Annotated in this window: 19 protein-coding genes; 9 read left to right on the top strand and 10 right to left on the bottom strand. The window is 69.7% G+C overall.

Annotation, left to right across the window (positions count from 1 at the left end; genetic code table 11):
• Positions 1-57: 57 nt before the first annotated feature.
• Positions 58-660: a DUF4124 domain-containing protein gene (locus tag EAT51_RS01355; RefSeq protein ID WP_130515761.1), complete on the bottom strand. Its 603-nt coding sequence runs from the start codon at positions 658-660 to the stop codon at positions 58-60.
• 471 nt (positions 661-1,131) lie between these two features.
• Positions 1,132-1,962, bottom strand: coding sequence for a methylenetetrahydrofolate reductase [NAD(P)H] (metF, locus tag EAT51_RS01350; protein WP_130561177.1), 831 nt, complete (start codon positions 1,960-1,962; stop codon positions 1,132-1,134).
• 137 nt (positions 1,963-2,099) lie between these two features.
• Here metF and EAT51_RS01345 point away from each other — a divergent pair, with 137 nt between their 5' ends.
• Together EAT51_RS01345 and EAT51_RS01340 are read left to right on the top strand one after the other, a co-directional pair.
• A complete protein-coding gene (locus EAT51_RS01345; protein ID WP_130561176.1) occupies positions 2,100-3,023 on the top strand; it encodes a M14 family metallopeptidase in 924 nt (307 codons plus the stop codon).
• Positions 3,024-3,029: 6 nt separating this feature from the next.
• On the top strand, positions 3,030-3,587 hold the full coding sequence (locus tag EAT51_RS01340; RefSeq protein ID WP_130561175.1) for a DUF3228 family protein: 558 nt from the start codon (positions 3,030-3,032) through the stop codon (positions 3,585-3,587).
• Between the two features lie 72 nt (positions 3,588-3,659).
• Here the strand turns inward: EAT51_RS01340 and EAT51_RS01335 are convergent, their stop codons facing one another.
• The 6 genes from EAT51_RS01335 to EAT51_RS01310 are packed head-to-tail and all read right to left on the bottom strand — an operon-like array spanning position 3,660 to position 11,958.
• Complete coding sequence (locus tag EAT51_RS01335) at positions 3,660-5,504, bottom strand: NPCBM/NEW2 domain-containing protein (RefSeq protein WP_130561174.1); 1,845 nt, start codon at positions 5,502-5,504, stop codon at positions 3,660-3,662.
• Positions 5,505-5,547: 43 nt separating this feature from the next.
• Positions 5,548-6,495 (bottom strand): N-acetylglucosamine kinase, encoded by a 948-nt coding sequence (locus EAT51_RS01330; RefSeq protein WP_130561173.1) that lies wholly within the window; start codon positions 6,493-6,495, stop codon positions 5,548-5,550.
• 5 nt (positions 6,496-6,500) lie between these two features.
• Positions 6,501-7,664 (bottom strand): SIS domain-containing protein, encoded by a 1,164-nt coding sequence (locus EAT51_RS01325; RefSeq protein WP_228257779.1) that lies wholly within the window; start codon positions 7,662-7,664, stop codon positions 6,501-6,503.
• Positions 7,645-8,934 (bottom strand): D-tagatose-bisphosphate aldolase, class II, non-catalytic subunit, encoded by a 1,290-nt coding sequence (locus tag EAT51_RS01320; RefSeq protein ID WP_130561171.1) that lies wholly within the window; start codon positions 8,932-8,934, stop codon positions 7,645-7,647. Before EAT51_RS01320 ends, EAT51_RS01325 begins: the two co-directional genes overlap by 20 nt.
• Before the next feature lie 16 nt (positions 8,935-8,950).
• Positions 8,951-9,871, bottom strand: a complete 921-nt coding sequence (locus EAT51_RS01315; protein WP_130561170.1) for a DMT family transporter — start codon at positions 9,869-9,871, stop codon at positions 8,951-8,953.
• A complete protein-coding gene (locus tag EAT51_RS01310; protein WP_130561169.1) occupies positions 9,868-11,958 on the bottom strand; it encodes a glycoside hydrolase family 36 protein in 2,091 nt (696 codons plus the stop codon). Before EAT51_RS01310 ends, EAT51_RS01315 begins: the two co-directional genes overlap by 4 nt.
• A gap of 117 nt (positions 11,959-12,075) precedes the next feature.
• Between EAT51_RS01310 and EAT51_RS01305 the strand changes: the two genes are divergently transcribed.
• Positions 12,076-13,218: an amidohydrolase family protein gene (locus EAT51_RS01305; protein ID WP_130561168.1), complete on the top strand. Its 1,143-nt coding sequence runs from the start codon at positions 12,076-12,078 to the stop codon at positions 13,216-13,218.
• Positions 13,219-13,433: 215 nt separating this feature from the next.
• Here the strand turns inward: EAT51_RS01305 and agaR are convergent, their stop codons facing one another.
• Positions 13,434-14,216, bottom strand: a complete 783-nt coding sequence (agaR, locus tag EAT51_RS01300) for a transcriptional repressor AgaR (protein WP_130561167.1) — start codon at positions 14,214-14,216, stop codon at positions 13,434-13,436.
• Between the two features lie 142 nt (positions 14,217-14,358).
• Between agaR and EAT51_RS01295 the strand changes: the two genes are divergently transcribed.
• On the top strand, positions 14,359-17,232 hold the full coding sequence (locus EAT51_RS01295; RefSeq protein WP_130523352.1) for a TonB-dependent receptor: 2,874 nt from the start codon (positions 14,359-14,361) through the stop codon (positions 17,230-17,232).
• Between the two features lie 362 nt (positions 17,233-17,594).
• On the opposite strand, the gene EAT51_RS01290 is transcribed toward EAT51_RS01295, so the two are convergent.
• Entirely contained in the window at positions 17,595-18,515 is a 921-nt protein-coding gene (locus EAT51_RS01290; RefSeq protein ID WP_130523353.1) for a LysR family transcriptional regulator, read from the bottom strand.
• A 108-nt stretch (positions 18,516-18,623) separates the two neighbouring features.
• Between EAT51_RS01290 and EAT51_RS01285 the strand changes: the two genes are divergently transcribed.
• The 5 genes from EAT51_RS01285 to EAT51_RS01265 all read left to right on the top strand — a co-directional run bounded on the left by EAT51_RS01285 (position 18,624) and on the right by EAT51_RS01265 (position 24,018).
• Entirely contained in the window at positions 18,624-19,730 is a 1,107-nt protein-coding gene (locus tag EAT51_RS01285; protein ID WP_130561166.1) for a 4-oxalomesaconate tautomerase, read from the top strand.
• Positions 19,731-19,791: 61 nt separating this feature from the next.
• Positions 19,792-20,868 carry an ABC transporter substrate-binding protein gene (locus tag EAT51_RS01280; protein ID WP_130561165.1) on the top strand — a complete coding sequence of 359 codons (1,077 nt, stop codon included), beginning with the start codon at positions 19,792-19,794 and terminating at the stop codon, positions 20,866-20,868.
• A 15-nt stretch (positions 20,869-20,883) separates the two neighbouring features.
• Positions 20,884-21,717 (top strand): ABC transporter ATP-binding protein, encoded by an 834-nt coding sequence (locus EAT51_RS01275; RefSeq protein WP_130515790.1) that lies wholly within the window; start codon positions 20,884-20,886, stop codon positions 21,715-21,717.
• Positions 21,701-22,477, top strand: coding sequence for an ABC transporter permease (locus tag EAT51_RS01270; protein ID WP_130515792.1), 777 nt, complete (start codon positions 21,701-21,703; stop codon positions 22,475-22,477). Before EAT51_RS01275 ends, EAT51_RS01270 begins: the two co-directional genes overlap by 17 nt.
• 116 nt (positions 22,478-22,593) lie before the next feature.
• Entirely contained in the window at positions 22,594-24,018 is a 1,425-nt protein-coding gene (locus EAT51_RS01265; protein WP_228257777.1) for an OprO/OprP family phosphate-selective porin, read from the top strand.
• Positions 24,019-24,050 lie beyond the last annotated feature (32 nt).

Genomic DNA, 24,050 nt, shown 5'->3' with positions numbered 1-24,050 from the left:
CCTGAGCCGTTCGCGGCACCTCCGACCATGGAGGCCCGCACCCGCGGGCATGGTGGGTCAGAGCGAGATCCAGAAGCAGTCGTAGCTGCGGCGGATGCCCAGTACCGTGGAGGTGGGCGTGCCGTTGGACAGCGTCTGCTGCAGGCGCAGTCCGACCGGGCGCCGGCGCTGCGGCGGGGTGGCCTGCGGATAGAAGCCATCGGTGTTGGCATCGGTGATGGTGCCGTCGGCCTCGACCACCGGGTCGGGCGCCGGCAGCACCGGGGTGACGTCCAGCAGGGGCCGGCGCACGATGCCCTCCATGCGGTCGAGCAGGCGATTGGCCGACGCGTCGGAGATGCCGTTCCACTGGTACAGCGCGGCCAGGTCGTTGGCGTCCTTGGCGGCGATGGCCGCGCCGATGCGCTGGACCAGGTCGGACAGCTTGCGCGGGCAGCCCAGGTGGGTGCGCGCCGGCGCGTCGCCGGCCTCGCCGGCGATGGTCGGCAGCGGGCGCGGCACGCGGCTGGCCGCGCCCAGGTCCTCGCAGCGGCGATCGGTGAACACGCTCACGCCGCTGGCGTCGGTGCAGCGATGGATCGCCTGGGCCCGCGCCGAAGCCGACCACGCCAGCGCGGTCAGCGCGAGGGCCAGGGGCAGCAGCAGGAGCGTGACGGGCATGCGCATGAAGGGGCGCAGCCTACCCCAGCCAAGCTGAAGTCCATGACGAGGGTGGGAGCCGGCATGCCGGCGATGTGGCCTGACCTGTGCAGCCCATCGCCGCCGTGGCCGGAGGGCTACCACGGCTGAGAAGAACGAAAGACCGGAAGCCGCTGCAAAACCCGCCGTCGTTCCCGCGAACGCGGGAGCCCATGGACGTTGCGCGGCCTGTCCGAACGTCCCTGGATCCCCGCATTCGCGGGGATGACGAGCTTTGGGGTTGGCGCGCGCATCCGGTGGCGCTTTCCGGCGAGCGCGTGGGTTCCGGCGAGCGGCCAGGTTTACGGCGCGCACCGCACGCAGCGGCGAGACCTCACCTCGTCGTTCCCGCGAACGCGGGAACCCTGTGACTCCCCCCACGAGGGCCAAAGACCCCAGCTCCCCGTTTCCGCGGGAGCACTGCGCTCCAAGGGGATGCCCAACCGCGCGTCCCTAGCGAATCCCCAGCCGCTGCAGCACCGTCTGCGTGGGCTTGGCCAGATTGAGCGTGTAGAAGTGCAGCGACGGCGCGCCGCCGTCGATCAGGCGCTGGCACAGCTGGGCGACCACGTCGGCGCCGAAGTCCTTCACCGCCGCCGCGTCGTCGCCGTAGGCCGCCATGCGCTTGGCGATCCAGCGCGGGATCTCCGCGCCGCACTGTTCGGAGAAGCGCCGCAGCTGGGCGAAGTTGGCGATCGGCATGATCCCGGGAATGATCGGGATCTCCACGCCCAGCCTGCGCACCGCTTCCACGAAGCCGAAATAGGCATCGGCGTTGTAGAAGTACTGGGTGATGGCCGCATCGGCGCCAGCGTCGACCTTGGCCTTGAAGTGCTTCAGGTCCGACAGCGCGTCGCTGGCCTGCGGATGGGTTTCCGGATAGGCGCCGACTTCCAGCTGGAACGCATCGCCGTGCTCGGCGCGGATGAAGGCGATCAGCTCGGAGGCATAGCGCAGGTCGCCCGCATGGCCCATGCCCGAGGGCAGGTCGCCGCGCAGCGCGACGATGCGCTTGCAGCCGATGGCGCGGTAGAGCTTGAGCAGCTCGCGGATCTCCTCGCGGCTGCCGCCCACGCAGGACAGGTGCGGGGCGGCGTCGAAGCCGTGGTGCTGCTTGAGGTGGCGCACCGTTTCGGCGGTGTAGCTCAGGGTCGAGCCGCCGGCGCCGAAGGTGCACGAGACGTACTCCGGCGCGTAACGCGCCAGCCGCTCGGCGGTGCGATTCAGCTGGGCCCGCTGCTCGTCGGTCTTGGGCGGGTAGAACTCGAGGCTGATCGGCGTCATGGCGGGGCGTTGGGCGGCGGGTGCGGCATCTTATCGCTTCATCGCGATGGATGCATGGAGAGCGTCCGGTGCGGCCGGCCGGGCGGCGGGCGGGTGCTAAAGTCCCGCGCCTCCTTCCGCTGCCAGGGTGTCGCTGCATGACCGTGTCCACGTCCCTTTCCATCGGCACGCCGGGCCGCCCCTGGGGCGCGGCCGAGAAGGCGCAGTGGCGCGCCGCCCAGACCCGCAAACGCGGCTATGCCGACGAGGTGCTGGCCCGGATCGAAGCGCTGCGTGCGCGCTTCGACGTCGCGCCGTATGGCCATCTGGACTACGACGCGGACCAGTACGACCTGTTCGCCGTGCGCAGCCGCTCCTGGGACCCGGCGCTGCCGACCATGCTGGTCACCGGCGGCGTGCACGGCTACGAGACCAGCGGCGTGCAGGGCGCGCTGCAGTTCCTCGAACACCACGCCGCCGCTTACGCCGGCCGCGCCAACCTGCTGGTGGTGCCGTGCGTGAGCCCGTGGGGCTACGAGCGCATCCACCGCTGGAACCCCGACGCGCTCGACCCCAACCGCAACTTCCGCGCGCACAGCCCGGCCGCCGAATCGGCCGCCCTGCTGGCGCTGATCGCGCCGCTGCGCGCCGGCATCGTGATGCACATCGACCTGCACGAGACCACCGACAGCGACGAGACCGAGTTCCGCCCGGCGCTGGCCGCGCGCGACGGCAAGCCCTATGTGCCGGGCACGATCCCCGACGGCTTCTATCTGTGCGCCGACAGCGCCGCGCCGGCGCCAGCCTTCCAGCAGGCGGTCAACGCCGCGGTGGCCAAGGTGACCCACATCGCCCCGGCCGACCCGGACGGTACGCTGATCGGCTCGCCGGCGGTCGCCCCGGGCGTGATCGAATACGACTGCAAGGCCCTGGGCCTGTGCGCCGGCATCACCGACGCGCCCTATCGCACCACCACCGAGGTCTATCCCGACAGCCCGCGCGCCACGCCGCAGCAGTGCAACGACGCGCAGGTGGCGGCGATCCGCGCGGCGATCGACTACGCGCTGGCGCAGCGGGGCTGAGGCGCGATGTCGATCGTGCTGACCCCGTTCGCGCGTGCGCGGCTGTTCCCGCGCACGCCGCGCGGCAACACCATCCAGGACTGCACCGCGGAAGGCTTCGAGGCCTATCTCAACGCCCATACGCCGCTGCGCGTGCTCGACGGCTACGCGCCGTTCTGCAAGCTGCACGTGCACCGCAACTGGACCTCGACCCGCTGCCTGACCGTGCCGATCACCGCCGACAACCGGCATCTGCTGCGTTCGGCCTACGAGGCGCGCACCTCGGCCGAACTGCCGGTGCTGGTGCGCTGGTTCGAGGGCGTGCAGGCCCCGCGCGCCGAGTACCTGCTGCCGATCCTCTACAGCCGCGCGCAGCTGGCCAGGGAGGGCGAGGCCATCGACGCGGACTGGGGCGTGGTCGGCTGCCTGTACACCGCCGAGCCGGAGGAGATCCCGATGGCTCCGATCACCATGCTGCGCAACGCGCTGGGCGTGGAGGAGGGCGGCTCCGGCGTGCCGCTGGACCGCGAGGCGTATCGGCGCGCGGTGGCGTTCTGGGAGCGCAACGCGAACTGGCGACCTTGAGGCGCCTCAAGGCCATGCGTTCCCAGGCCACAGACCAAGCGGGAAGCGCCTGGGCATGATCAGCGACGCGCGCTAGCGTTCGAGCAGCCGCGCGTCGGCCCAGGCGATCACCGGCGGCAGGGCGCCTGCGGAGGTGTCCTGTGCCTCGGCCACCAGCTCCAGCGTGCGCACGCCGTCGATCGGCAGGTCGAGCGTGGCCGCCTGATGCGCGCCCAGCGGCGCGGTGGCGTGCAGCAGCCGGCCGTCGCCGTAGACGCGGAACACGACACGGTCTCGCACCGGCGCCGCGTCGTCCTGCGGTCCGACCCGCGCGCGGAAGCGCACGAAATCTCCGCGCGTGGCGACTTCCAGGCGCGAGTCGGCGTGGGCGCCGATGCCGTATGGAGAGGCCTTGCCCGCCACGCGCAGCGTCGCGCCGTCGGGGGTGAGGTCGGCGCGGGGCGTGCCGGCCGGCTGGTCGAACCGCGTGCTGTAGAGCGGCAGGCCATCGGCGGCCACATGGACGCGCGCGGTCAGCTCGCTGAGCAGGGCGCCGCCGGCCTGCACCGGCGTGCCGCTGACCTTGAGCAGCACGACCTCGCGCGGGGCGAGCGCGAACCGCAGGCTGCCGCGCGTCTGCGTCAGATCCTTGCGCTGCCACAGGTCGCGCGCGCTGAAGCCGGCCTCGGCCAGCTTCATCTGCGCCGGCGTGACCTGCGCCGTGGCTGGCGCCTCGCCGCGATTGAACAGCAGCACCGCACGCTCGCCGCGCGCCGCCAGCGGCTTGACCAGCAGCTGCAGCCCGCCGGAATCGGAGACCAGCACCGCCTGGTTCCCGGCCGGGTCCTGGTCGATCGCGATCACCTCGGGATTGGACAGCAGATCGATCAGCGGCTGCGGCGCGCTGCGCAGATCGAAGCCCAGCAGCAACGGCGCCGACAGCATCGCCCACAGCGAGAAATGCGTGCGCGCCTGCGCCAGATGCTGCGCGTCGAACTCGCCCAGCCCGATCGCCAGCATGTCCGGGTCGTTCCAGCGCCCCGGGCCGGCGTAGAGCTCGCGACGCGAGGCCGAATCGAAGTTGTGCAGCATGCTGGCCCAGGTGGGCTCGATATCCGGACTCGTGCGCCACAGGTTGCCGTGCGCGCCGCCCCAGTCGCGCACGCCGGCCTCGCCCCAAGGGCAGATCGACAGCACGAAATCGTCGTCCGCATTGAGGTCGGCCAGCAGCCGCCCGATGCGGGCGTAGCGCGTCTCCACCGCGTCGGCATCGGTGCGCTGCGCGTCGCCACGCACGATCAGCGGCCGCAGCGGGCGATGGCCGCTCTGCCGCACCGGCTCGCTGTCGGCGCCGAAGTCCGCCAGCCCGCAGGCATCGACCTTCAGATAGTCGAAGCCCCAGTCCTGGAACATCGTCTTCAGGTCCGAGGCCTCGAAGCCCTGCAGCCCGATCTCGCGCTGCGCCACGCTGCCGACCGGCAGGTTGGGGCTATGCCGGTCGAAGGCCTGCGAGCACGCGTTGCGGCCGGCATCGGTATACAGCCCGGCCTTGAAGCCGCGCGCGTGCAGCAGGTCGGTCCAGGCGCGGAAGTCGGTGCCGCCGTCGGCCTGCCTGGCGATGGGGAACCTGCTCGTGCGGATCTCGATGCGTCCTTGCGCGTCGCGCCGCAGCCACCAGCCATCGTCGAGGTTGACGTAGCGATAGCCGGCCTGCTGCAGGCCGCGCTGCTGCAGAGCGTCGACCACCGACAGGATCCGCGCCTGATCGACCTCGGTGCGGAACGCGTTCCAGGGGTTGAAGCCCATCGGCGGCGTGGCCGCCGCGCCGTGCCCGTAGACGCTGAAGCGCGCGCTCGGCTGCAGCGCATCGCTGGGCTGGCCGGCCGCGGCGGGCAAGGCGCACAGCGCGAGCAGGGAGGCCAGCAGCCATCGATTCATCGCTTCGTTCCTTCTGCGGGGCCGGCGGACTGCGGCGGGGCGGTCAGCGCGGGCCCGTGCCGGCCAGCTGCAGCGCGTAGAGCGCGGCGCCGTAGTGCGGGGGGTGGATCGGCGTGCGCAGGACGAAGTCCGCGCTCGATCGGGCCAGCGCCGCCTGGAACGGCTGCATCAGCAGCGCGCCGGCACTGAAGGCGCCGCCGGAGTAGGACAGCGGCACCGGCTCGCCCGGTTCGAAGCCGAGCAGCGCGCGCAGCGCCTGCGCGATCCGCGCCAGTTCCTCGCCGGCCTGCTGGAAGATCCCGATCGCCACCGCATCGCCCGCGTCGGCGGCCTGCGCCACCTGCACGGACAGGCGGGCGATGTCGCCGCGCGTGCCGACGCCCTCGCCATAGACATGCGCGCACAGGTCCAGGTCGTCGTCCAGGTCGAAGTGCGCGCGCAGGATCGCGTGCAGGGGCCCGCGCGGCAGGCGGCCATCGCTCATGCGCGAGAAGGCGTTGAGCCCCTGCGTGGCGATCCAGTGGGCCGACCCTTCGTCGCCGAACGCCTCGCCCCAGCCGCCGGCGCGCGCCGCGGCCGCGCCACGCCGCCCATAGCCCATCGAGCCGGTGCCCGCGATGATGTTGATGCCGTCGGCGCAGGCCAGCGAGCCGGCCCAGCCGCACACCATGTCGTTGTCGCAGGCGTAGCGCTGGTGCCCCAGCACCTGGCCGGGGATGAGGTCCAGCGCGGCCGTGGCGCGGCGGTCCTCGCCATAGGCCGGCAGGCCGAAGAACGCCTGCGCGATGTCCTCGCGGCCGCGCTGCAGCGGCGCCAGCACGGTGGCGATGCCTTCCTCCAGGATGCGGCGCACGCCGTCCAGCCCGACCTGCGGGTGGTAGGCGGTGCCCAGCTGGGTCTGTGCCAGCAGCGTGCCGGCGGCATCGATCAGCGCGAAGCGCGTCTTGGTGCCGCCGCCATCGACGCCCAGATACAGCGCGTGCCCAGGCATCGGGCTCAGGATTCCAGCGCGTACAGCTGCACGCCCTGCACGACGCGGTTGACGATGCCGGCCGGGTTGGGATTGTCCGGCGTGACGCCGCGCACGCGCGCATGCGCGAAGGCGTAGATCTGCGCGGCGGCCACGTAGGGCCACAGCAGGTCCACGTCCGCGGCCTGGGCCAGGCCGGGCACGGCCAGCGTGTCGGCATCGTCGCTGCGCGGCCGGGCGGAGATCTCGATCACGCGCGCGGCCACGCCGTCGCGGCGCAGTTCGTCGATCAGGTCGTGGTCGTAGCGGCGGGTGTAGGGATCGTTCGACACGAACACCACCACCAGGGTCTTGGCGGTGACGAAGGTCTTGGGCCCATGGCGGAAGCCCAGCGGCGAGTCGTAGCAGGTCGCCACCGCGCCATTGGTCAGCTCGCCCAGCTTGAGGGTGGCCTCGCGCGCCAGGCCCTGGAACAGCCCACTGCCCAGATACACGACGCGGTCGTGGCGGGCGTTGGCCAGGGCCTGCAGCAGCGGCAGCGCGTCCTGGATCACCGCCTCGATCGCCTGCGCGATCGGCGCGATGCGCGCATCCAGCGCGCCGGCCGGCAGCAGCGCAGCCAGGGCGGCGTACATCATGCAGCTGAAGGAGGAGGTCATCGCGAAGCTGGTGTCGTGCGTCTCTTCCGGCAGCGTCACGGTCATCGCCTGCCTGACCGGCGCGGTGGCCAGCTTGCCCTGCGCGTTGCAGGTCACCACCAGATGGCGCACGTCGCGCACCAGCGACTCGGTCAGCTCGACCGCGGCGATGCTCTCCGGGCTGTTGCCCGAGCGGCCGAAGGAGATCAGCAGCAGCGGTTGCGCCGGGTCCAGATACAGCTGCGGCGCGCACACCAGATCGGTGGTCGGCACCGCGTCCACCCGCGCGGCCAGCGCACGGTCCAGCAGCGGCGCCAGGCACTGGCCGATATAGGCCGATGTGCCCGCGCCGGTGAGGATCACGCGCGCGGTCGGATCGTTGGCGATCGGCCCGGCGAAGGCCTGCAGCTGCGCGTGCAGGTCGGCGATCAGCGCATGGGTGCGGCGCAGCAGCCGCGGCTGCTGGGCGATCTCGCGCGCGGTCCAGATGGCGTGGCTGGCCTCCAGCTCGGCCTCGGGCACGCCGAGGAGCTCAGGAACGGTCTTGGTCATGGCATGCATGGTGATACTCATCGAGAACGGCACTGACGTGGGCCATGGCCAGGGACTGCGGGTCGAGCGTCGCGGTTCCGGTGCGGAGGGCGTGCAATGCGTGGGGAAGGAACTGGCTGACCAGCGAGATCGGCGGCGGGTCGCGCCGCAGGTTGTCGAACAGCTGCAGGCGCGCCTGTTCGATGCGCGCATCCGGCCAGTAGTAGCGGATGCGGTCGGACAGGCTGTACTGCAGGTCGATGTCCAGCGCGTGGCCCTGGCCGTGGTAGTAGCGGCGCCAGTGGCCGGGCTCGGCGTGCAGGCGTTGCAGCACGACCTCGCGCAGGCGCGCCTGACGGGCCGGCTCGATCCACTCGCGCTCGATCGCATCCAGCGCCCACAGCGCCTCACGCAGGGCGAAGGTCAGGCCCGGGCCCACCTTGAGGATGGCGAAGTGATCGCGCACCAGCGCGGCCAGCGCATCGCGGGTCTGGTAGTCGGTGGAGTGCGCCTCGAAGACCATGTTGGGCACGGTGGTGATCGACCGGCTCAGCGCCACGGCCTTGTCGGGCCCGTAGTCGACGACGCTGTGGTGGTCGAACTCCACGCCGGGCTGCACGACCGAGGCGACCACGCGCTGCCAGGCGGCCTCCAGTCCGGCCTCGACGAAGGCGACGCGATGGGCCTCGATGGTGGCCAGCGCCGCTTCCGGCGTGGTCACGGCCAGGCCCTCGATGGCTTCGGTAGCGCCGCCGGGAACCGGGACCTCGGTGCCGATCACGTAGACCGGGGCCTCGCCGCCGGCCTGCTGCCAGGCGGCCTCGGCCGCACGCGCCAGGCGCACGGCGCGCTGCACGATCTGCGCCTCCGGCAGCGGCTCGGGATCGCCCGCGCAGGCCATCGAGCAGTCCAGGTGGACCTTGCGGAAGCCCGCCGCGACGTAGGCGGCGACCATCACCTCGGCCTTGTCCATCGCGGCCGACGCTTCCAGCGTTGTCCACGGGTTCGGCCCCAGGTGATCGCCGCCCAGCGCGATGCGCGAGACATCGAAGCCCACGCGCCGGGCGATGCCGTGCACGAAGGCGACGAAGTCGGCCGGCGTCATGCCGGTATAGCCACCGTCCTGGTTGACCTGGTTGCAGGTGGCCTCGAACAGCACCAGATCCTGTCCGGTGCGCTGGGCGTGATGCAGCGCGGCTTCGATGACGAGAGGATGCGCCGAGCAGATCGAGGTCACGCCGACGGCGTGGCCCGAGGTGTGGCGTGCGATGAGGTCGAGCAGAACTTGCACGGGGGAATGATCCGGATCAGGAAAGAGGAGCGTCGGCCGGGCGCTCGGGTTCGAGCACCAGCAGCAGCGAGGCGATCAGGGCCAGCACCAGGCCGGCAGCCTTGAGCGGGCCGGGCACCACGCCGGCGAACAGCAGCGCCAGCGCGGCGGTGACCAGGGGCGCGCCGGCATTGCTCAAGGGCGCGACCACCATCGCCTTGCCGTAGCGGAAGGCGAACACCAGGGTCAGCGCGCCGATGGCGTTGAGCACCTGGATGCCGGCGGCCAGCCACGGGCCGGTCAGGCCGGTGTTGATCGGCTGGTCGAAGTCGGTCATCCACAGTGCGACCGGGGCCAGCAGCAGCGCGCCGAGGGTCATGTAGGCGAAGATGCTGTCGGCGCGCACGCTGTCGTTGGCCAGCTTCATGAAGAACGCCTGCACGCCCCAGGCCAGCATGATCAGCAGCGACTGCACGAACCAGCCCAGCCCTCCGCCCGCGCCGCGGCCGAAGGACAGGTCCAGCATCGGCAGCGCGACCAGCGCCAGCACGATGCCCAGCGTGCCCTGCCAGCCGGTGCGCTCGCGCAGCAGCACGAAGGACAGCGCGATGGTCACCACCGGCGAGAGCGAGATGATCGGGAACACGAAGTACGCCGGCCCGATGGTCAGCGTATGGAACAGCAGCATCTGCCCGCCCGCGCCGAGCAGGCCGATGGTCAGGCCGTAGACCACGGCCCTGGGCGAGCGCTCCAGCTGCCAGCCGCCGCGCCACAGGATGTAGAGCGCCGGCGGCAGCATGGTCAGCGCCCACACCACATAGACCAGCGTGTCGGGGAACCCGTGCGCGGCCGACAGCGGCGACAGCGCGCCCCATACGCCCCACAGCACGACGGTGACCAGCGCATAGGCCAGCCAGGGGCGCCGACGCGGCGCGCTCGCGGCAAGCGTGGCGCTCATGCGGCGGCCTCCGGCGTGGCCTGCAGGAACAGAAAGCGCTCGAACGACGCCGGCAGCGTCGCCGTCGGCCCCTGGACCACGCCCAGGTCGCGTGCATTGAACAGGTCGCGCACCTTCCAGCGCCCCGCGGCCAGCCCGCGCAGTTCCACCTGCCCATCGAAGCGCGGCGCGTAGAAGGTGTAGTACTGCGCCCCGTCCTTGGCGATGACGTGGGTCTCGGGCCGGTCGAAGCCGATATCGTAGAGCGTGCCCCGGTACTCGCCCTTGGGCAGCATGTGCGCCTTGTACAGGTCGACCCACTTGCGCCACAGCGCCTCGCGCTCGGGCGTCAGGACGAAGCCGCCCGGCGGCAGCGGCTCGGCCGGATGCTCGGTGTCCCTGGGCCAGGTGAACTTGGTCGAGATCACCGCGCCGATGCCGACGGTGGAGGCGAAGTCGTCGCGCTGGTCCGACAGCTCCACATGGTCGCCGGCATAGCTGCTGCGATGGCCCATCAGCGCCTTGATCGACTTGCCCTTGCTGCGCACCTGCCAGGAGGACAGCGGATCGGAGGCCGGGTACTGGTCGGTCGCCGGCAGGTTGTGGAAGGCGAACGCGGTCCCGCACGGGCACAGTTCGACCACCGCCTCGGGATTGGCCTCGTGCGCGGCGTGGTAGATCGCCTGCCAGAACCTGGCCAGGCCTTCGACCGAGTCCTCCGGCCGGGCGTGGCGGTGCGCCGGGTTGTAGCAGGGCGCCACCGCATTGAGGTGCTGACCGTCCAGCTTGATGCCCTCGAAGCCCCAGTCGCCGATGATCTTCTTCACCAGCGCCACGTAGAAGTCGATCACCGGCTGATAGGCCGGGCACTGGGTCAGCGCATTCCACCAGGTCACGGTCTGGAAGGCGCCGGTCTTGTCCAGCAGCAGCATGTCGACGTGATCGTGCAGCACCTCGCTGCCCGGATCGGCGGCCAGCGGCGCCAGCCACAGGCGCGGACGCATGCCGTGCTGGCGCACCTGCGCGGTGAAGGCGCGCATGTCCGCATCGCCGCGCGGGAACTTCTTCAGGTCGATCTTCCAGTCGCCCTCGTTGGTCTGCCAGCCATCGTCCAGCACCGCCCACTCGAAACCCAGCGCCTGCGCCTTGGGCAGCGTGTCGACGATCTGCTTGACGGTGAAGTCGCGCTCGTAGCCCCAGGCGCACCAGATCGGCGCGAAGGCCGAGTCCGGCGGACGCGGGCCTTCGATGCCCTCGGCCGCCATGAACTGGCGGTACTGCTGAAGCGGTGCGTAGAAGTCGCCGCGATGCACGGCCAGGAAGGTGCGTTCGGTGACCAGCTCGGCGCCGGGCGCCAGGGTGACCGGCTGCTGGCCCTCGATGGCGATCGAGGCTCCGGTCGCGGTGCGCTTCACCGGCATGGCCAGCGGCCGCGGCACCGGTTCGACATGGCCGACCGCCAGGCCGACATCGCGGCGCCACAGGTTGGCCACCGGCGTGCCGCCGCCGTAGTCGGAGGAATCCATCGCCAGGCTGTTGCGCTGGTCGAAGTCCTCGCCCAGCGGCTGCACCCAGTCGCGGCGATCGGTATGGGTGGACCCGGAGAAGCTCCAGAAGCCGCCCGGCGCCTCGCGCAGCGCATGGGCGCTGCTGCGCCAGCCGGTCACGCTCAGCGGCGTATCGCCCAGGTTGCGGTAGCGCACCTGCAGCAGGGCCAAGCCGGGCAGGGCCTCGAACCAGTTCACGGCGACCTGCTTCTCCACGCCCTGCGCGGCGCGGCCGGTGAACACCACCTGCCGGCCACGGCCATGACGCGGATCTTCCAGGTCGTGGGCCTGCTGGCCGCTCAGGCTGAAATCGCCGATCTGATCGCCGTCCACCAGCAGGACCTCGCTGGGCTGCCAATCGGTCAACGGCTTGCCCCAGGCCGACAGCCGCGTATGCATGCGCTGGTCGAAGGCGATGCCCAGCACCGCATCGCCCGCCTGCGAACCGGTGGCCGGTGCGGCAGCCGCGGCGCGCGCCCAGGGCAGGGTGCTCCAGGTCATGCCGCCGGCCACGCTGCCAGCAATGAACTTCAGGGCGGTGCGGCGTCCAATCGGGGGCATGTGGGCTGATCCGGTGGCGATGCCGGGCATTCTGCGTGCGCAGGGCGCGTTGATGCAAGCGTTTTGTTGCGATATGGTTCCAATAAGTTTCGTTTGGTTACCGGAAGAGGGCGTGCGATGCGTTGGAAGCAGCAGGGGCTCTTCATCGGTGTGGCGGTGCTGGGGTTGGCGGCCTGCTCGCCCTCGACGCAGCCCGCGGTGCCTGCCCTCGCCGAGGCCGACGCGACGCCGCCGGCGACCTACGCCATGGACGACTACGCCAGGGTGCGCAAGTTCGATGCGCATGTGCATGCCAACGGGACCGATCCGGTGTTCCTGCAGCTGGCGCGGTCGGACAACTTCGAACTGCTGTCGATCAACGTCGACTACCCGGACTTCCCCACGCTCGAGGCGCAGCATCGCCTCGCCCTGGCGCTGGCCCGGGAAGCGCCGCAGCGCTTCCATTGGGCGGCGTCCTTCACGATGAAGGGCTTCGGCACGCCGGGCTGGCTGGCGCGCACCAACCAGGGCCTGGACGCGGCGGTCGCCGAAGGCGCGCGCGCGGTGAAGGTGTGGAAGAACATCGGCATGGTCGAGCGCAACGCCAGGGGCGAGCTGATCACGCTCGACGACCCGGGCCTGTCGCCGGTGGCCGATCACGTCCAGTCGCTCGGCGTGCCGCTGATCGCGCACCAGGCCGAGCCGTACAACTGCTGGCTGCCGCTGGACCAGATGACCACCGACAACGACCGCGAGTACTTCGCGCACCATCCGGACTACTACATGTATCTGCATCCGGAGATGCCCTCGCACGAGGCGCTGATGGCCGCGCGCGACCGCTTCGTCGCCGCGCACCCGCGGCTGCGCTTCGTGGGCGCGCACATGGCCAGCCTGGAATACGACGTGGACGTGCTGGCCAAGTTCCTCGATACCCACCCCAACGCCACGGTCGATCTGGCGGCGCGCATGAGCCAGGTGCAGTACCAGTCGCTGCGCGACCCGGCCAAGGTGCGCGACTTCTTCGTCCGCTACCAGGACCGGTTGTTGTACGGCACCGACCTGACCCAGGCACCCGATGCCGACCCGGCCGCCTTCCGCGCCGAGGCGCACGCGATGTGGATCTCGGACTGGAAGTACCTGGCGACGGGCGAAACCCAGCGCATCGACATGCTCAAGGCCGACGTGCCGGGCCTGGCGCTGCCGCGCGCGGTGATCGACAGGATCTACTACGCCAATGCGCTGCGTGAGTTCGGTTTGAAGCGGCAGGTGGCCGCCAGGTAGTCCGAAGACCGCGTGGCGCTGGCTAGGGTGGCGGGTTCACCGTGAGACCTTCATCGCCGCCATGGCCCCGCCTGTAGAGCGGAGCTCGCTCCGCTGGGGCTTTCCCCACAACCGTCCGCCTGAAGCTTTCCCACGCACCGAACGCAGAGCAGCGGAGCGAGCTCCGCTCTACAGGTGGGCTTTCGAGGAGCCAGTGGCTCCCCCCTGATCCGTGGTCAGGCGCGCACGACCTCGACGCCGAGGGCCTGGCAGGCGCCGGTGATGTCGTCCGGCGCGCCGGTGTCGGTGATCAGCGCGTTGAGCCCGGACACCGGGATGATCCGGTGCAGGCAGACCTTGCCGAACTTGGAGCTGTCGGTGATCGCCACCACCATGCGCGCGGCCTCGACCATTTTGCGGTTGAGCATGGCCTCGGGCTCGTAGTGGGTGGTGATGCCGCGTTCCAGGTCGAGCCCGTCGACGCCCAGGAACAGCTTGTCCACGTGCAGGGCGTCCAGCGCCTCGACGGTCAGGCCGCCGTAGAAGGCCATGTTCTTGCGGCGCAGCTCGCCGCCCAGCATCACGATGTTGATGTTGGACTTGGGCGCCAGCGAGGACAGCACGCCGAAGTCGTTGGTGACCACGGTGATCTCGATGTCCGGCAGCGCCTCGGCCAGCTGGATCGCAGTGGTGCCCGAGTCGATGGCGATGGTGTCGCCGGCCTGCACCAGCGCGGCGGCGCGCGCGCCGATGCGGCGCTTTTCGTCCAGGTGGGCGGTGCGTTTCGTTTCGTAAGGCGGTTCGGTGGCGGTGTGGCCGACCACGTTGCTGTCGATCGCGCCGCCGTAGGCGCGCGCCATGACGCCGCGTTCCTCCAGGTAGCGCAGGTCCTTGCGCACGGTCTGCATGCTCACGCCGAACCGCTTCGCCAGTGCGGTGACCTGGACGCTGCCGTGCTGGCGCACGAGCTCGCTGATCTGCAGGCGGCGCTGGCTGGTGTCGCGGGTGACGGGCGGCATGGAGACTCCTGGGGCAAACACTCCAGAGTATACGGGCATTTCGTTAAATTTCGCTATTGATACAAAACGAAACATCATTTAGGCTCGGTTTCGTTGCTTCATCAGCCAGGCCCCCACCAGCCTTCCTCTCCAGGAGATCGCCGTGAACGCCGTCCCTCTGCAGCGCCGCCGTCTGTGTCATGGAATCGCCCTCGCCCTGTTGGTGCCGGCTACCGCCTGGTCCCAGGAGACCACCCCGGCGCCTGGACCGCAGGTCCAGCAGGAGGCCGCGCCGGCCGATGCGCAGGACGCCACCGATCTGCAGACCGTCCAGGTCAAGGGCGTGCGCGCCGCGCTGACCCGCTCCAACGATCTCAAGCGCGACGCGTCCACGGTGCAGGACTCGATCACCGCGCTGGAGCTGGGCAAGTTCCCGGACAACAACGTCGCCGATTCGCTCAGCCACATCACCGGCGTGTCGATCAGCCGCACCGCCGGCGGCGAGGGCCAGAAGGTCAGCGTGCGCGGCCTGGGGCCGGAGTACACCCTGACCACGTTCAACGGCCGCATCCTGGCCACCGACGGCGAAGGCCGCGACTTCGCCTACGACGTGCTGCCGGCCGACGTGATCAGCGGCGCCGACGTGATCAAGGGCGCCGAGGCCGCCAACACCGAGGGCGCGATCGGCGGCCTGGTCAATCTGCGCTCGGCCAGCCCGTTCGACCAGCCGGGCCAGCACGGCGTGGTGCGCATCGAGGGCGACCGCAACCAGATGTCCGACCTCAACGGGCACAAGTTCTCCGGCGTCTACAGCAACACCTTCGCCGACGACACCATGGGCGTGATCCTGGGCGTGGTCTCGGCGCGCCGCAAGGACCGCACCGACACCGCCGGCAACGACGGCGGCTGGACCCGCAACCCCGATCCGAACGATCCCTCCTGGGGCGGCAACGCCTGGGGCGGCAACATCGATCTCAACAACAACGGCGAGCTGGATCCGGACGAGTACGGCCTGATCGCGCCGGGCCAGTTCCGCGTCGGCTCGATCCTGGAGAACAAGAAGCGCACCGCCTTCTCCGGCAAGTTCGAATGGCGGCCCAGCGACAGCTTCAGGCTGACCGTCGACGGGCTGAAGACCAAGCTCGACTCGCCGCAGGTCGGCTACCAGCAGTCCTATTACCCGCTGTTCTCGCCGGGCCGCTGGTCGAATGTGACCGTGCAGAACGGTATCGTCACCGGCCTGACCCTGGACAACCCCGATCCGGAGCTGCGCCTCAACCCGGAGCTGCTCAACAAGACCGAGTACCGCGTGGTCGATACCGCGCTCTACGGCGCCAACGCGCAGTGGAAGGTCACCGACGACTTCACCGTGACCGGCGATGTCTACCGCTCCACCTCGCGTCGTCATTCCGGCGGCCAGGACAGCTATGTGGTGCTGCGCCTCAACCAGCCCAATACCACCACCATCTCGCTCAATCCCTCCGGCATCCCCAATGTCACCACCTCGCTGACCGACGGTCGCGACTGGGCCAGCGGGCTGGCCAAGGGCGAGTTCGGCCCTAACGACTTCATCACCCATTACAACGAACTGGCCGGCGACAACATCGAGGACCGCATCACCGGCGGCACGGTCGGCGGCGACCTGTTCGTCGGCGCCGGGCATGTGGACCATCTGAAGTTCGGCGTGAGCCTGACCGATCGCCGCAAGTCGCGCGACCTGATCACCAACACGCTCACCGGCGGCGCCGACTACTATTCCGGCGACAACGCGATCAACGTCGGCGCGCTGGGCGGCGATCTGCTCTCGGTGTACTCGCTGCCCAACTTCATGAGCGGCGTGAAGTCGCGCTTCCCGCGCAGCTTCATCGCCTTCGACGTGCCGGCCTACGAGGCCGCGCTGGCTGCTTACAAGGGCACGCGCGCAGACGGCAGCGCCTACGACTACAGCAATGCCGCGCCGGCGTGGAACCCGCTGGAGAGCTACCGCGTCAGCGAGAAGACCGCGTCGTTCTATGTGCAGGCCGACCTGTCCGGCGATCGCTGGGACGGCAACGTGGGCGTGCGCGTGGTCTCGACCAACACCACCTCGCAGGCCTGGGACGCCAAGATCACCAGCATCACCGAGAACGGGGCGTTCAACTACACCGCGACCTACGCCGATCCCACCAGCATCAGCCAGAAGGGCAGCTATACCTACGTGTTGCCGGCCGCCAACTTCGTCTGGCACTTCAGCGACGACCTGCAGCTGCGCCTGGGCGCGGCCAAGACCATGGCGCGGCCTTCGGTGGAGCAGCTGGCGCCGACCAGCACCACGCAGAGCGTGTCCTGGGGCGAGTTCACCCAGGTCTACGGCGGCAACGTCGACCTGAAGCCCTACAGCGCCAAGCAGGGCGATGCCTCGCTGGAGTGGTACTTCTCCGAGCACTCCATCGCCAACCTGGCGGTGTTCTACAAGCGCATCGACAACCAGATCACCACCAGCTGGGAGACCGGCCAGGACATCGGCGTGGGCGGCATCACCGATGCCAACGGCAACGTGGTCTCGCCGGGCCCGACGCTGTTCAACGTCATGCGCCCGATCAACGGCGATTACGCCAAGGTGCATGGCATCGAGGCGGGCCTGCAGCACTTCTGGGACAACGGCTTGGGCTTCCGCGCGCAGTACACGCGCAACTGGTCCGAGAGCTGGGTCGACGGCGAGAAGCGTCCGCTGGAGGGCATCGCGCCGTCGGTCTACTCGGTCAGCCTGATGTACGAGAAGGGCCCGTGGGACCTGGGCGTGACCGCCGACCACACCGACGGTTTCGTCAGCGCGGTCAACGTGCTGGGCGCCGGCTACAACGAGAAGGCCGATCCGATCACCTGGATGACCGCGCACATCACCTACAACATCAACGACATGTTCACCGTATCGCTGGAAGGCAACAACCTGCTCGACGAGGAGCAGACCACCAGCATCAACGGCAACCCGCTGCTGCTCAACAGCTACTACCGCTACGGCCGCAGCCTGACCCTGGGCCTGACGATGCGGTTCTGATCGTCGCGCGCTCTGGCTGACGGAAAAGGCCTCGCGAGAGGCCTTTTCTATTGGTTCCTCCCTGTAGAGCGGAGCTCGCTCCGCTGGGGCTTTCCGCACGAACCGAATGGAGAGCAGCGGAGCAAGCTCCGCTCTACAAGGGGGGGGCGCGTCGTGATCGTAAGAAGTAGTTGCTCCCACGGAGGCGTGACGCGCTGTCCCAGCCAAGCGTCCACCAGTTGGGGCTGACGAACCGAGGCGCAGCGCCCGGCCCGGTCGAGGCTGGGCGGCGAAACGGGCTTTTCGCACCCGCTCACTGCATCGATCGGTTCGCGCCTCGCACGTCGGCGAGGCATCTCTCTAATTGCGTCGTGCGTGCCGCGCTAGCCGCGCGTGCGCTCGGTCGTGCGGGCGCCGGGCTTCCACTGCTTCTGCAGCATCTGCAGGAAGCGCTCGGCCATCGGCGAGAGCGCCGCGTTGTTCCGGCGCACGATGCCGATGGTGCGCGAGACCACCGGGCTGTCGATCGGGCGCGTGACCAGGGTCGGGTGGTCGCCCTGCGGGGTGGCCATGCGCGGCAGCACCGACACGCCGATGCCGGCCTCGACCATGCCCAGCGAGGTCGACAGGTGGGTGACCTCGTAGAACCAGCGCAGTTTCAGGTTCTCGCGTGCGAGCGCGCCGTCGAGCAGGGTGCGGTTGCCGCTGGTGCGGTGCACGGTGATCAGCTGGTGCTTCTCCAGGTCGCTCCAGGCGATCTTGCGCTTCTTCGCCAGCGGGTGATCGCGCCGGCAGGCGAGCACGAAGGGATCCTCCACCAGCACCTCGAAGCTCAGATTGGGATCGGAGGCGCCCATGAAGTTGATGCCGAACTCGACCTCGCCGCGCTCCACCGCCTGCAGGCCCTCGGTGGCCGGCACGTCCAGGATGCGGAAGCGCACGTTGGGATGCTCGGCATGGAAGCGCGCCATCACGCTGGGCAGGAAGTAGAACGCCGCGGTGGGCAGGCAGGCGATGGTGATCTGGCGGCCGACGTGATCGCCGCGCTGGGCGAACAGCGAGCCGTCGAACTCCTCCAGCATGCGCCGCACCAGCGGCAGCAGGTTCTCGCCTACGGCCGTGGTGGAGACGCTGCGCGTGGTGCGCTCGAGCAGCGGCGAGCCGATCGCCTGCTCGAGTTTCTGGATGCGCCGGCTCAGCGCGGGCTGTGAGACGTGCAGGGTCTCGGCCGCGCGGTGGAAGCTGCGCGACTCGGCCACCAGCAGGAAGGCACGCAGGTCCAGGATCTCGCAATTCATGCTCATATCGGATCAATCCAACGAAAAATAGCAATTCACAGATCAATCGTGGCCATGCCAGGATCGCATCACACCGGATCATTAATCCGGAACTGGTATGAATCTACCACGCCCATGTCCAACGACCTGCTCAGCGTTCCCTGTGTTCTGATGCGCGGCGGCACCTCCAAGGGGCCGTTCTTCCTCGCCTCGGACCTGCCTGCCGATGCGGCCGAGCGCGACCGCCTGCTGCTGGAGGTGATGGGCTCGGGCCATCCGCTGCAGATCGACGGCATCGGCGGCGGCAACGCGCTGACCAGCAAGGTCGCGATCATCGATCGCGCCAGCCGCGCCGACGCCGATGTCGATTACCTGTTCGCCCAGGTGCGCGTGGACCAGCGCGTGGTCGATACCGCGCCCAACTGCGGCAACATGCTGGCGGCGGTGGGGCCGTATGCGATCGAGCGCGGCCTGGTGCCGGCGCGGCATCCGCGCACCCAGGTGCGCATCCACAACGTCAACACCGGCAAGGTGATCGTGGCCACGGTGGAGACGCCCAATGGCCAGGTGGCCTACCTGGGCGATACCCGCATCGCCGGCGCGCCCGGCACCGCCGCGCCGATCTCGCTGGCTTTCCTGGATGCCGCCGGCGCGCGTACCGGCAAGCTGCTGCCGAGCGGGCGCGCCAGCGAATGGATCGACGAGGTCGAGGTGAGTCTGGTCGACTGCGCCATGCCGCTGGTGCTGATTCGCGCCGAGGCGCTGGGCCTGCGCGGCGACGAGACGCCGGCCCGCCTCAACGCCGATGCCGCGCTGCTGGCGCGGATCGAGTCCATCCGCGTCGAGGCAGGGCGACGCATGGGCATCGCCGACGCCGCCGACCGCGTGATTCCCAAGCCGGTGGTGCTTGCTGCGCCGCAGCACGGCGGCCACCTGCAGGTCCGCTACTTCATGCCGCATCAGTGCCACACCGCGCTGGCCATCACCGGTGCGGTGGGGCTGGCCACGGCAGTGGTCACCGAAGGCACGCTGGCCCACACCATGGTGGGATATCTGCCGCTGCCGACCACGATTACCCTTGAGCATCCCAGTGGCAGCCTGGCCGTCGGGCTCAGCCGCGCCGCGGGCAGCGACGCGGTCGTCGCCAGCGTCGTGCGGACCGCGCGGCGCCTGTTCGAAGGCCGGGTGTTCGCCCCCTCGCCACGCACTTCCGTCGCTGCCGAATGGACCTCAGCGGCATGACCTGATTCGCCGGGTCCGACCCGGTCCACGTTTCGCATCGCATACATCCTGGGAGGGATCGATGTACAAGCCACTCATGGCGGCCACCCTGGTCGCCGCCGCCCTCGTCCTGTCCGCCTGCGGCAAGGACGCCAGCCACGCCTCCGGCGCCGCGCCGGGCGCCGACGATGCGCCGGTGCGCATCAGCGTCGGCTCCTACAATCTCAACAACCTGCCGTTCTTCGTGGCCGATGCCCAGGGCTACTTCAAGGACGAAGGCCTCCAGGTCAAGACCGAGAACTTTGCCCAGGGCGGCTCGAAGGTGCTGCAGGCGCTGGTCGCCGGTTCGACCGATGTGGCGGTGGGCTTCTACGACCACACCATCCAGATGCAGGCCAAGCGCAAGGACGTCACCGCCTTCATCCTGCTCTCGCGCAATTCGGGCCTGGTGCTGGCCGGGCGCAACGACGGCACCTTCGATCCGGCCAGGCCGCAGACGATCCAGGGCATGAAGGTCGGCATCACCGCGCCGGGCTCCTCGTCGGACTTCTTCGTCCGCCACTACCTGGCGCGCAACAAGATTCCCGAGACGGCCGTGTCGCTGATCGGCGTGGGCTCCGGCGCCGCCGCGGTGGCCGCGCTGGAACAGGGCAAGGTCGACCTGCTGGTCAACTACGATCCGGCCGCCACGCTGATCGCCGAACGCAAGGTCGGCAAGATCCTGATCGATGCGCGCAGCGACACCGGCGCGCGCCAGGTCTACGGCGGGCTGTATCCGACCTCGGTGCTGTACGCGCAGTCGGCGTTTCTGCAGCAGCGGCCGCAGGCGGTGGAGAAGATCGTGCGGGCCGAGCAGCGTGCGCTGGCCTTCATCGCCGATCACAGCGGCGAGCAGATCGTGGCCGCGCTGCCGGACAGCTACGTCTCCGGCGACCGCGCCACCTACGCCAAGGCGGTGGAGAATGCGCGCGCCATCTTCACCCGCGACGGGCGCTTCGTGCCCGAGGACCTGACCACGCCGCTGGCCGTGCTGAGCGAGTTCAACGACGGCGTGGCCCAGGCCAAGGTGGACCTGTCCAAGACCTATACCAACGCGTTCGTCGATCGTGCCCTGGCCGCCGGAGGTGGCGCATCGGCCACCGCCGCGGCCAGGCAATAACCGGAGGATTCCCTGATGGCGCTCAACGCCAGTGTGCGCAGCCTCAATGGCGCACCCCAGTTCCATCCCGCCGAGACCATGGTCGCCATCGACAAGGTGACCATGTCCTTCGGCGACTTCACCGCGGTGCGCGAGGTCGACCTGCAGGTGGGCAACGGCGAGTTCGTCGCCATCGTCGGGCCGACCGGTTGCGGCAAGAGCACCGTGCTCAACGCGGTGGCCGGCCTGCTGACGCCGGCCAGCGGCGGCATCACGATCGATGGCGTGCCGGTCAAGGGCGTGCAGAAGTCGGTGGGCTACCTGTTCCAGCAGGACGCGCTGCTGCCGTGGAAGACCGCGCTGCAGAACGTCGAGCTCGGCCTGCGCTTCCGCGGCATGGCGGCCAAGGAGCGCGAGGAACGCGCGCGCGCCTGGCTGGCCAAGGTGGGCCTGTCCGGCTTCGAGCATCGGTATCCGCACCAGCTCTCCGGTGGCCAGCGCAAGCGCGTGCAGATGGCGCAGGCGCTGATCGTCGAGCCCAAGGTGATCCTGATGGACGAGCCGTTCTCCGCGCTCGACATCCATACCCGCCACTTGATGCAGAACGAGCTGCTGCGGCTGTGGCAGGAAGACCGCCGCTCGGTCGTGCTGATCACCCACGACCTGGAAGAGGCCATCGCGCTGGGCGATCGCGTGGTGGTGCTCTCGGCGGGGCCGGCCAGCCGCGTGGTGCGCAGCTTCGATGTCGACCTGGAGCGCCCGCGCAACGTGGCCGAGATCAAGCTGGATCAACGATTCACCGACCTGTACCGCGACATCTGGGCCTGCCTGCGCGGCGAAGTGGAGAAGAGCTATGCACGCCAAGACTGACAAACTGATCCAGATCGTCCTGATCGTCGTGCTGTTCGGCGGCTGGGAAGCCGGCGTGGCCAGCGGGCTGATCGATCCGTTCTTCTTCCCGGCGCCGTCGGGCATCGCGCGGCAGATGTGGACCTGGCTGTCGGATACCTCGTTCTACCAGCACGTCTACATCACCCTGACCGAGACCGCGCTGGGCTATCTGATCGGCACTGCGCTGGGCGTGGCCGGTGGCGTGTGGCTGGGGCTGAGCCGGCGGTCGGCGCGGATCCTGGATCCGTTCATCAAGGGCTTCAACGCGATTCCGCGGGTGGTGCTGGCGCCGATCTTCGTGCTGTGGCTGGGCCTGGGGCTGTGGTCGAAGGTGGCGCTGGCGGTGACGCTCGTGTTCTTCACCACCTTCTTCAACGCGATGCAGGGCGTGCGCGAGGTCAATCCCACCGTGCTGGCCAATGCGCGCATCCTCGGCGCGGGGCGCGGCGATCTGTTGCGGCATGTGTACTTCCCGGCGGCGGCCAGCTGGATCCTGTCCTCGCTGCGCACCTCGGTGGGCTTTGCGGTGGTCGGCGCGATCATCGGCGAGTATCTGGGCGCCTCGGCGGGCCTGGGCTATCTGATCGCGCAGGCCGAAGGCAACTTCAACGCGGTCGGCGTGTTCGCCGGCATCATCATCCTGGCCGCCTTCGTGCTGATCATCGATGCCTTGCTCGACATCGTCGAGAACCGCGTGATCACCTGGCGTCCCAACGCCCAGCAGGGCGCGACCAGCTGATCGCACGTGTCACGGTGCCGGCGCTCTAGCCGGCACCGCGCTGGACTCATCCCCCGCACCATCCCCGTGTGGCCGCCGACGCGCCTGCGTCGCCGTGCCCGAGAGAGAGCTTCCCCATGATGCGAATCCACGTGCTGCCCAAGGCAGCGCTGACGGTGGCGATCGGCCTGTTGCTGACCACCGGCCAGGCCGGCGCGCAGGCGCTGAGCCAGGCAGAACTGACCCGCCTGGTGCAGGCGCAGGCCTTAAAGATCGAGCAGCTGGAGGCGCGCCTGAAGGCGGTCGAAGGCAGTAGCAGCGCGAGCACCGCGGCGGCAACGCCCGCGCCGGCCGCGGCGGACCCGGCGCTGGAGGCGCGCGTGGCCAAGGTCGAGGCCGCCCAGGCCAAGGCGCCCAAGGTCAGCTGGTCCAAGGGCGCGCCGCAGTTTTCCAATGCCGACGGCAGCTTCACCTTCCGGCCGCGCGGTCGGTTGTTCGTGGACGCCTCCAGCACGGGCGGCTCGGACTTCGCCGACCGCAACATCTCCGGCACCGAGATCCGCTCGGTGCGCCTGGGCGCCGAGGGCAGCTACGGGCGGCTGGGCTATGTGGTGGAAGGCGATTTCGCCGATAACGAGGTGGCCTGGAAATCGGTCTATGCCAGCGTCGATCACCGCCTGTTCGGCACCCAGGCCGAGCTGAGCATCGGCAACCGGCTCAACGACCGCGGCCTGGATGGTTCCAGCAGCACGACCAACACGCCGTTCGCCGATCGCAACGTGGTCGGCACGCTGATCCTGCCCCAGCGCGGTCTGTTCGGCGTGGGGCTGACCGAGCGGGTGTTCGGGCAGGGCTGGCACGCCAGCCTGTCGGTGGCGGGCAACGACCTCAACAACGCCGGCGAGGACAACGACAGCCTGACCGTGGCCGCGCGCGCGCACTGGAACCCGCTGCTGAGCGAGACCGCCACGGTGCATCTGGGGGCGTGGGCCTTCCACGAGGACATTCCGGCCGGGGCCACCGGTGTGCTGCGCAGCTCGGCGATCTCGGGACACTTCAACGATCTGGTCAAGATCGCGCCGGGCGCGCTGGCCGGTGCCGAGCGTGGCACGGCCTATGGCGTGGAAGCGGCCGGTTTCTTCGGGCCGGGCTGGGTGAGCGGCGAGTGGGGCACGCGCCGCATCGGCGGGGTGGGCAGTGCGGGCCGCTATGACGTGGATCATTCGGCCTGGACGGTGTCCGGCGGCGTGTTCCTGTTCGGGGCCAGCCCGGCCTATACGGCCAAGAGCGGCACCTGGGGCAAGGTCAAGGTGCAGGATCCGGTGACGTCGGGCGGGCGCGGGGCCTGGGAGCTGCGCGCGCGCTACGAGGATGTGGACTACGACGAGCTGCCCACGGGCGGCACCGGGCATGCCTGGACGGTGGGCACCAACTGGTACCTCAACGACTATGCGCGCGTCATGCTCGATGCGGTCTTCTGGCAGACCGACAACCGCAGCGGTGCCTATCGCGGGCAGGACGAGGGCTATACGTTCAACACGCGCTTCCAGGTGGCGTTCTGAGGCGGCGCGCGCTTGCTTCGGCGGCGCGGGTC

Origin of the sequence: Pseudoxanthomonas winnipegensis (assembly GCF_004283755.1) — a bacterium.
GTDB classification, from domain to species: Bacteria; Pseudomonadota; Gammaproteobacteria; order Xanthomonadales; family Xanthomonadaceae; genus Pseudoxanthomonas_A; species Pseudoxanthomonas_A winnipegensis.
Note: the sequence above shows the minus strand (reverse complement) of the source record. Positions and strands in the feature narration are given on the sequence as shown.

What these genes read in the sequence shown, in the direction of transcription:
- EAT51_RS01355 (WP_130515761.1), bottom strand. Translation starts at nt 660, where the DNA reads ATGCCCGTCACGCTCCTGCTGCTGCCCCTGGCCCTCGCGCTGACCGCG.
- metF (WP_130561177.1), bottom strand. Translation starts at nt 1,962, where the DNA reads ATGACGCCGATCAGCCTCGAGTTCTACCCGCCCAAGACCGACGAGCAG.
- EAT51_RS01345 (WP_130561176.1), top strand. Translation starts at nt 2,100, where the DNA reads ATGACCGTGTCCACGTCCCTTTCCATCGGCACGCCGGGCCGCCCCTGG.
- EAT51_RS01340 (WP_130561175.1), top strand. Translation starts at nt 3,030, where the DNA reads ATGTCGATCGTGCTGACCCCGTTCGCGCGTGCGCGGCTGTTCCCGCGC.
- EAT51_RS01335 (WP_130561174.1), bottom strand. Translation starts at nt 5,504, where the DNA reads ATGAATCGATGGCTGCTGGCCTCCCTGCTCGCGCTGTGCGCCTTGCCC.
- EAT51_RS01330 (WP_130561173.1), bottom strand. Translation starts at nt 6,495, where the DNA reads ATGCCTGGGCACGCGCTGTATCTGGGCGTCGATGGCGGCGGCACCAAG.
- EAT51_RS01325 (WP_228257779.1), bottom strand. Translation starts at nt 7,664, where the DNA reads ATGACCAAGACCGTTCCTGAGCTCCTCGGCGTGCCCGAGGCCGAGCTG.
- EAT51_RS01315 (WP_130561170.1), bottom strand. Translation starts at nt 9,871, where the DNA reads ATGAGCGCCACGCTTGCCGCGAGCGCGCCGCGTCGGCGCCCCTGGCTG.
- EAT51_RS01310 (WP_130561169.1), bottom strand. Translation starts at nt 11,958, where the DNA reads ATGCCCCCGATTGGACGCCGCACCGCCCTGAAGTTCATTGCTGGCAGC.
- EAT51_RS01305 (WP_130561168.1), top strand. Translation starts at nt 12,076, where the DNA reads ATGCGTTGGAAGCAGCAGGGGCTCTTCATCGGTGTGGCGGTGCTGGGG.
- agaR (WP_130561167.1), bottom strand. Translation starts at nt 14,216, where the DNA reads ATGCCGCCCGTCACCCGCGACACCAGCCAGCGCCGCCTGCAGATCAGC.
- EAT51_RS01290 (WP_130523353.1), bottom strand. Translation starts at nt 18,515, where the DNA reads ATGAGCATGAATTGCGAGATCCTGGACCTGCGTGCCTTCCTGCTGGTG.
- EAT51_RS01285 (WP_130561166.1), top strand. Translation starts at nt 18,624, where the DNA reads ATGTCCAACGACCTGCTCAGCGTTCCCTGTGTTCTGATGCGCGGCGGC.
- EAT51_RS01280 (WP_130561165.1), top strand. Translation starts at nt 19,792, where the DNA reads ATGTACAAGCCACTCATGGCGGCCACCCTGGTCGCCGCCGCCCTCGTC.
- EAT51_RS01275 (WP_130515790.1), top strand. Translation starts at nt 20,884, where the DNA reads ATGGCGCTCAACGCCAGTGTGCGCAGCCTCAATGGCGCACCCCAGTTC.
- EAT51_RS01270 (WP_130515792.1), top strand. Translation starts at nt 21,701, where the DNA reads ATGCACGCCAAGACTGACAAACTGATCCAGATCGTCCTGATCGTCGTG.
- EAT51_RS01265 (WP_228257777.1), top strand. Translation starts at nt 22,594, where the DNA reads ATGATGCGAATCCACGTGCTGCCCAAGGCAGCGCTGACGGTGGCGATC.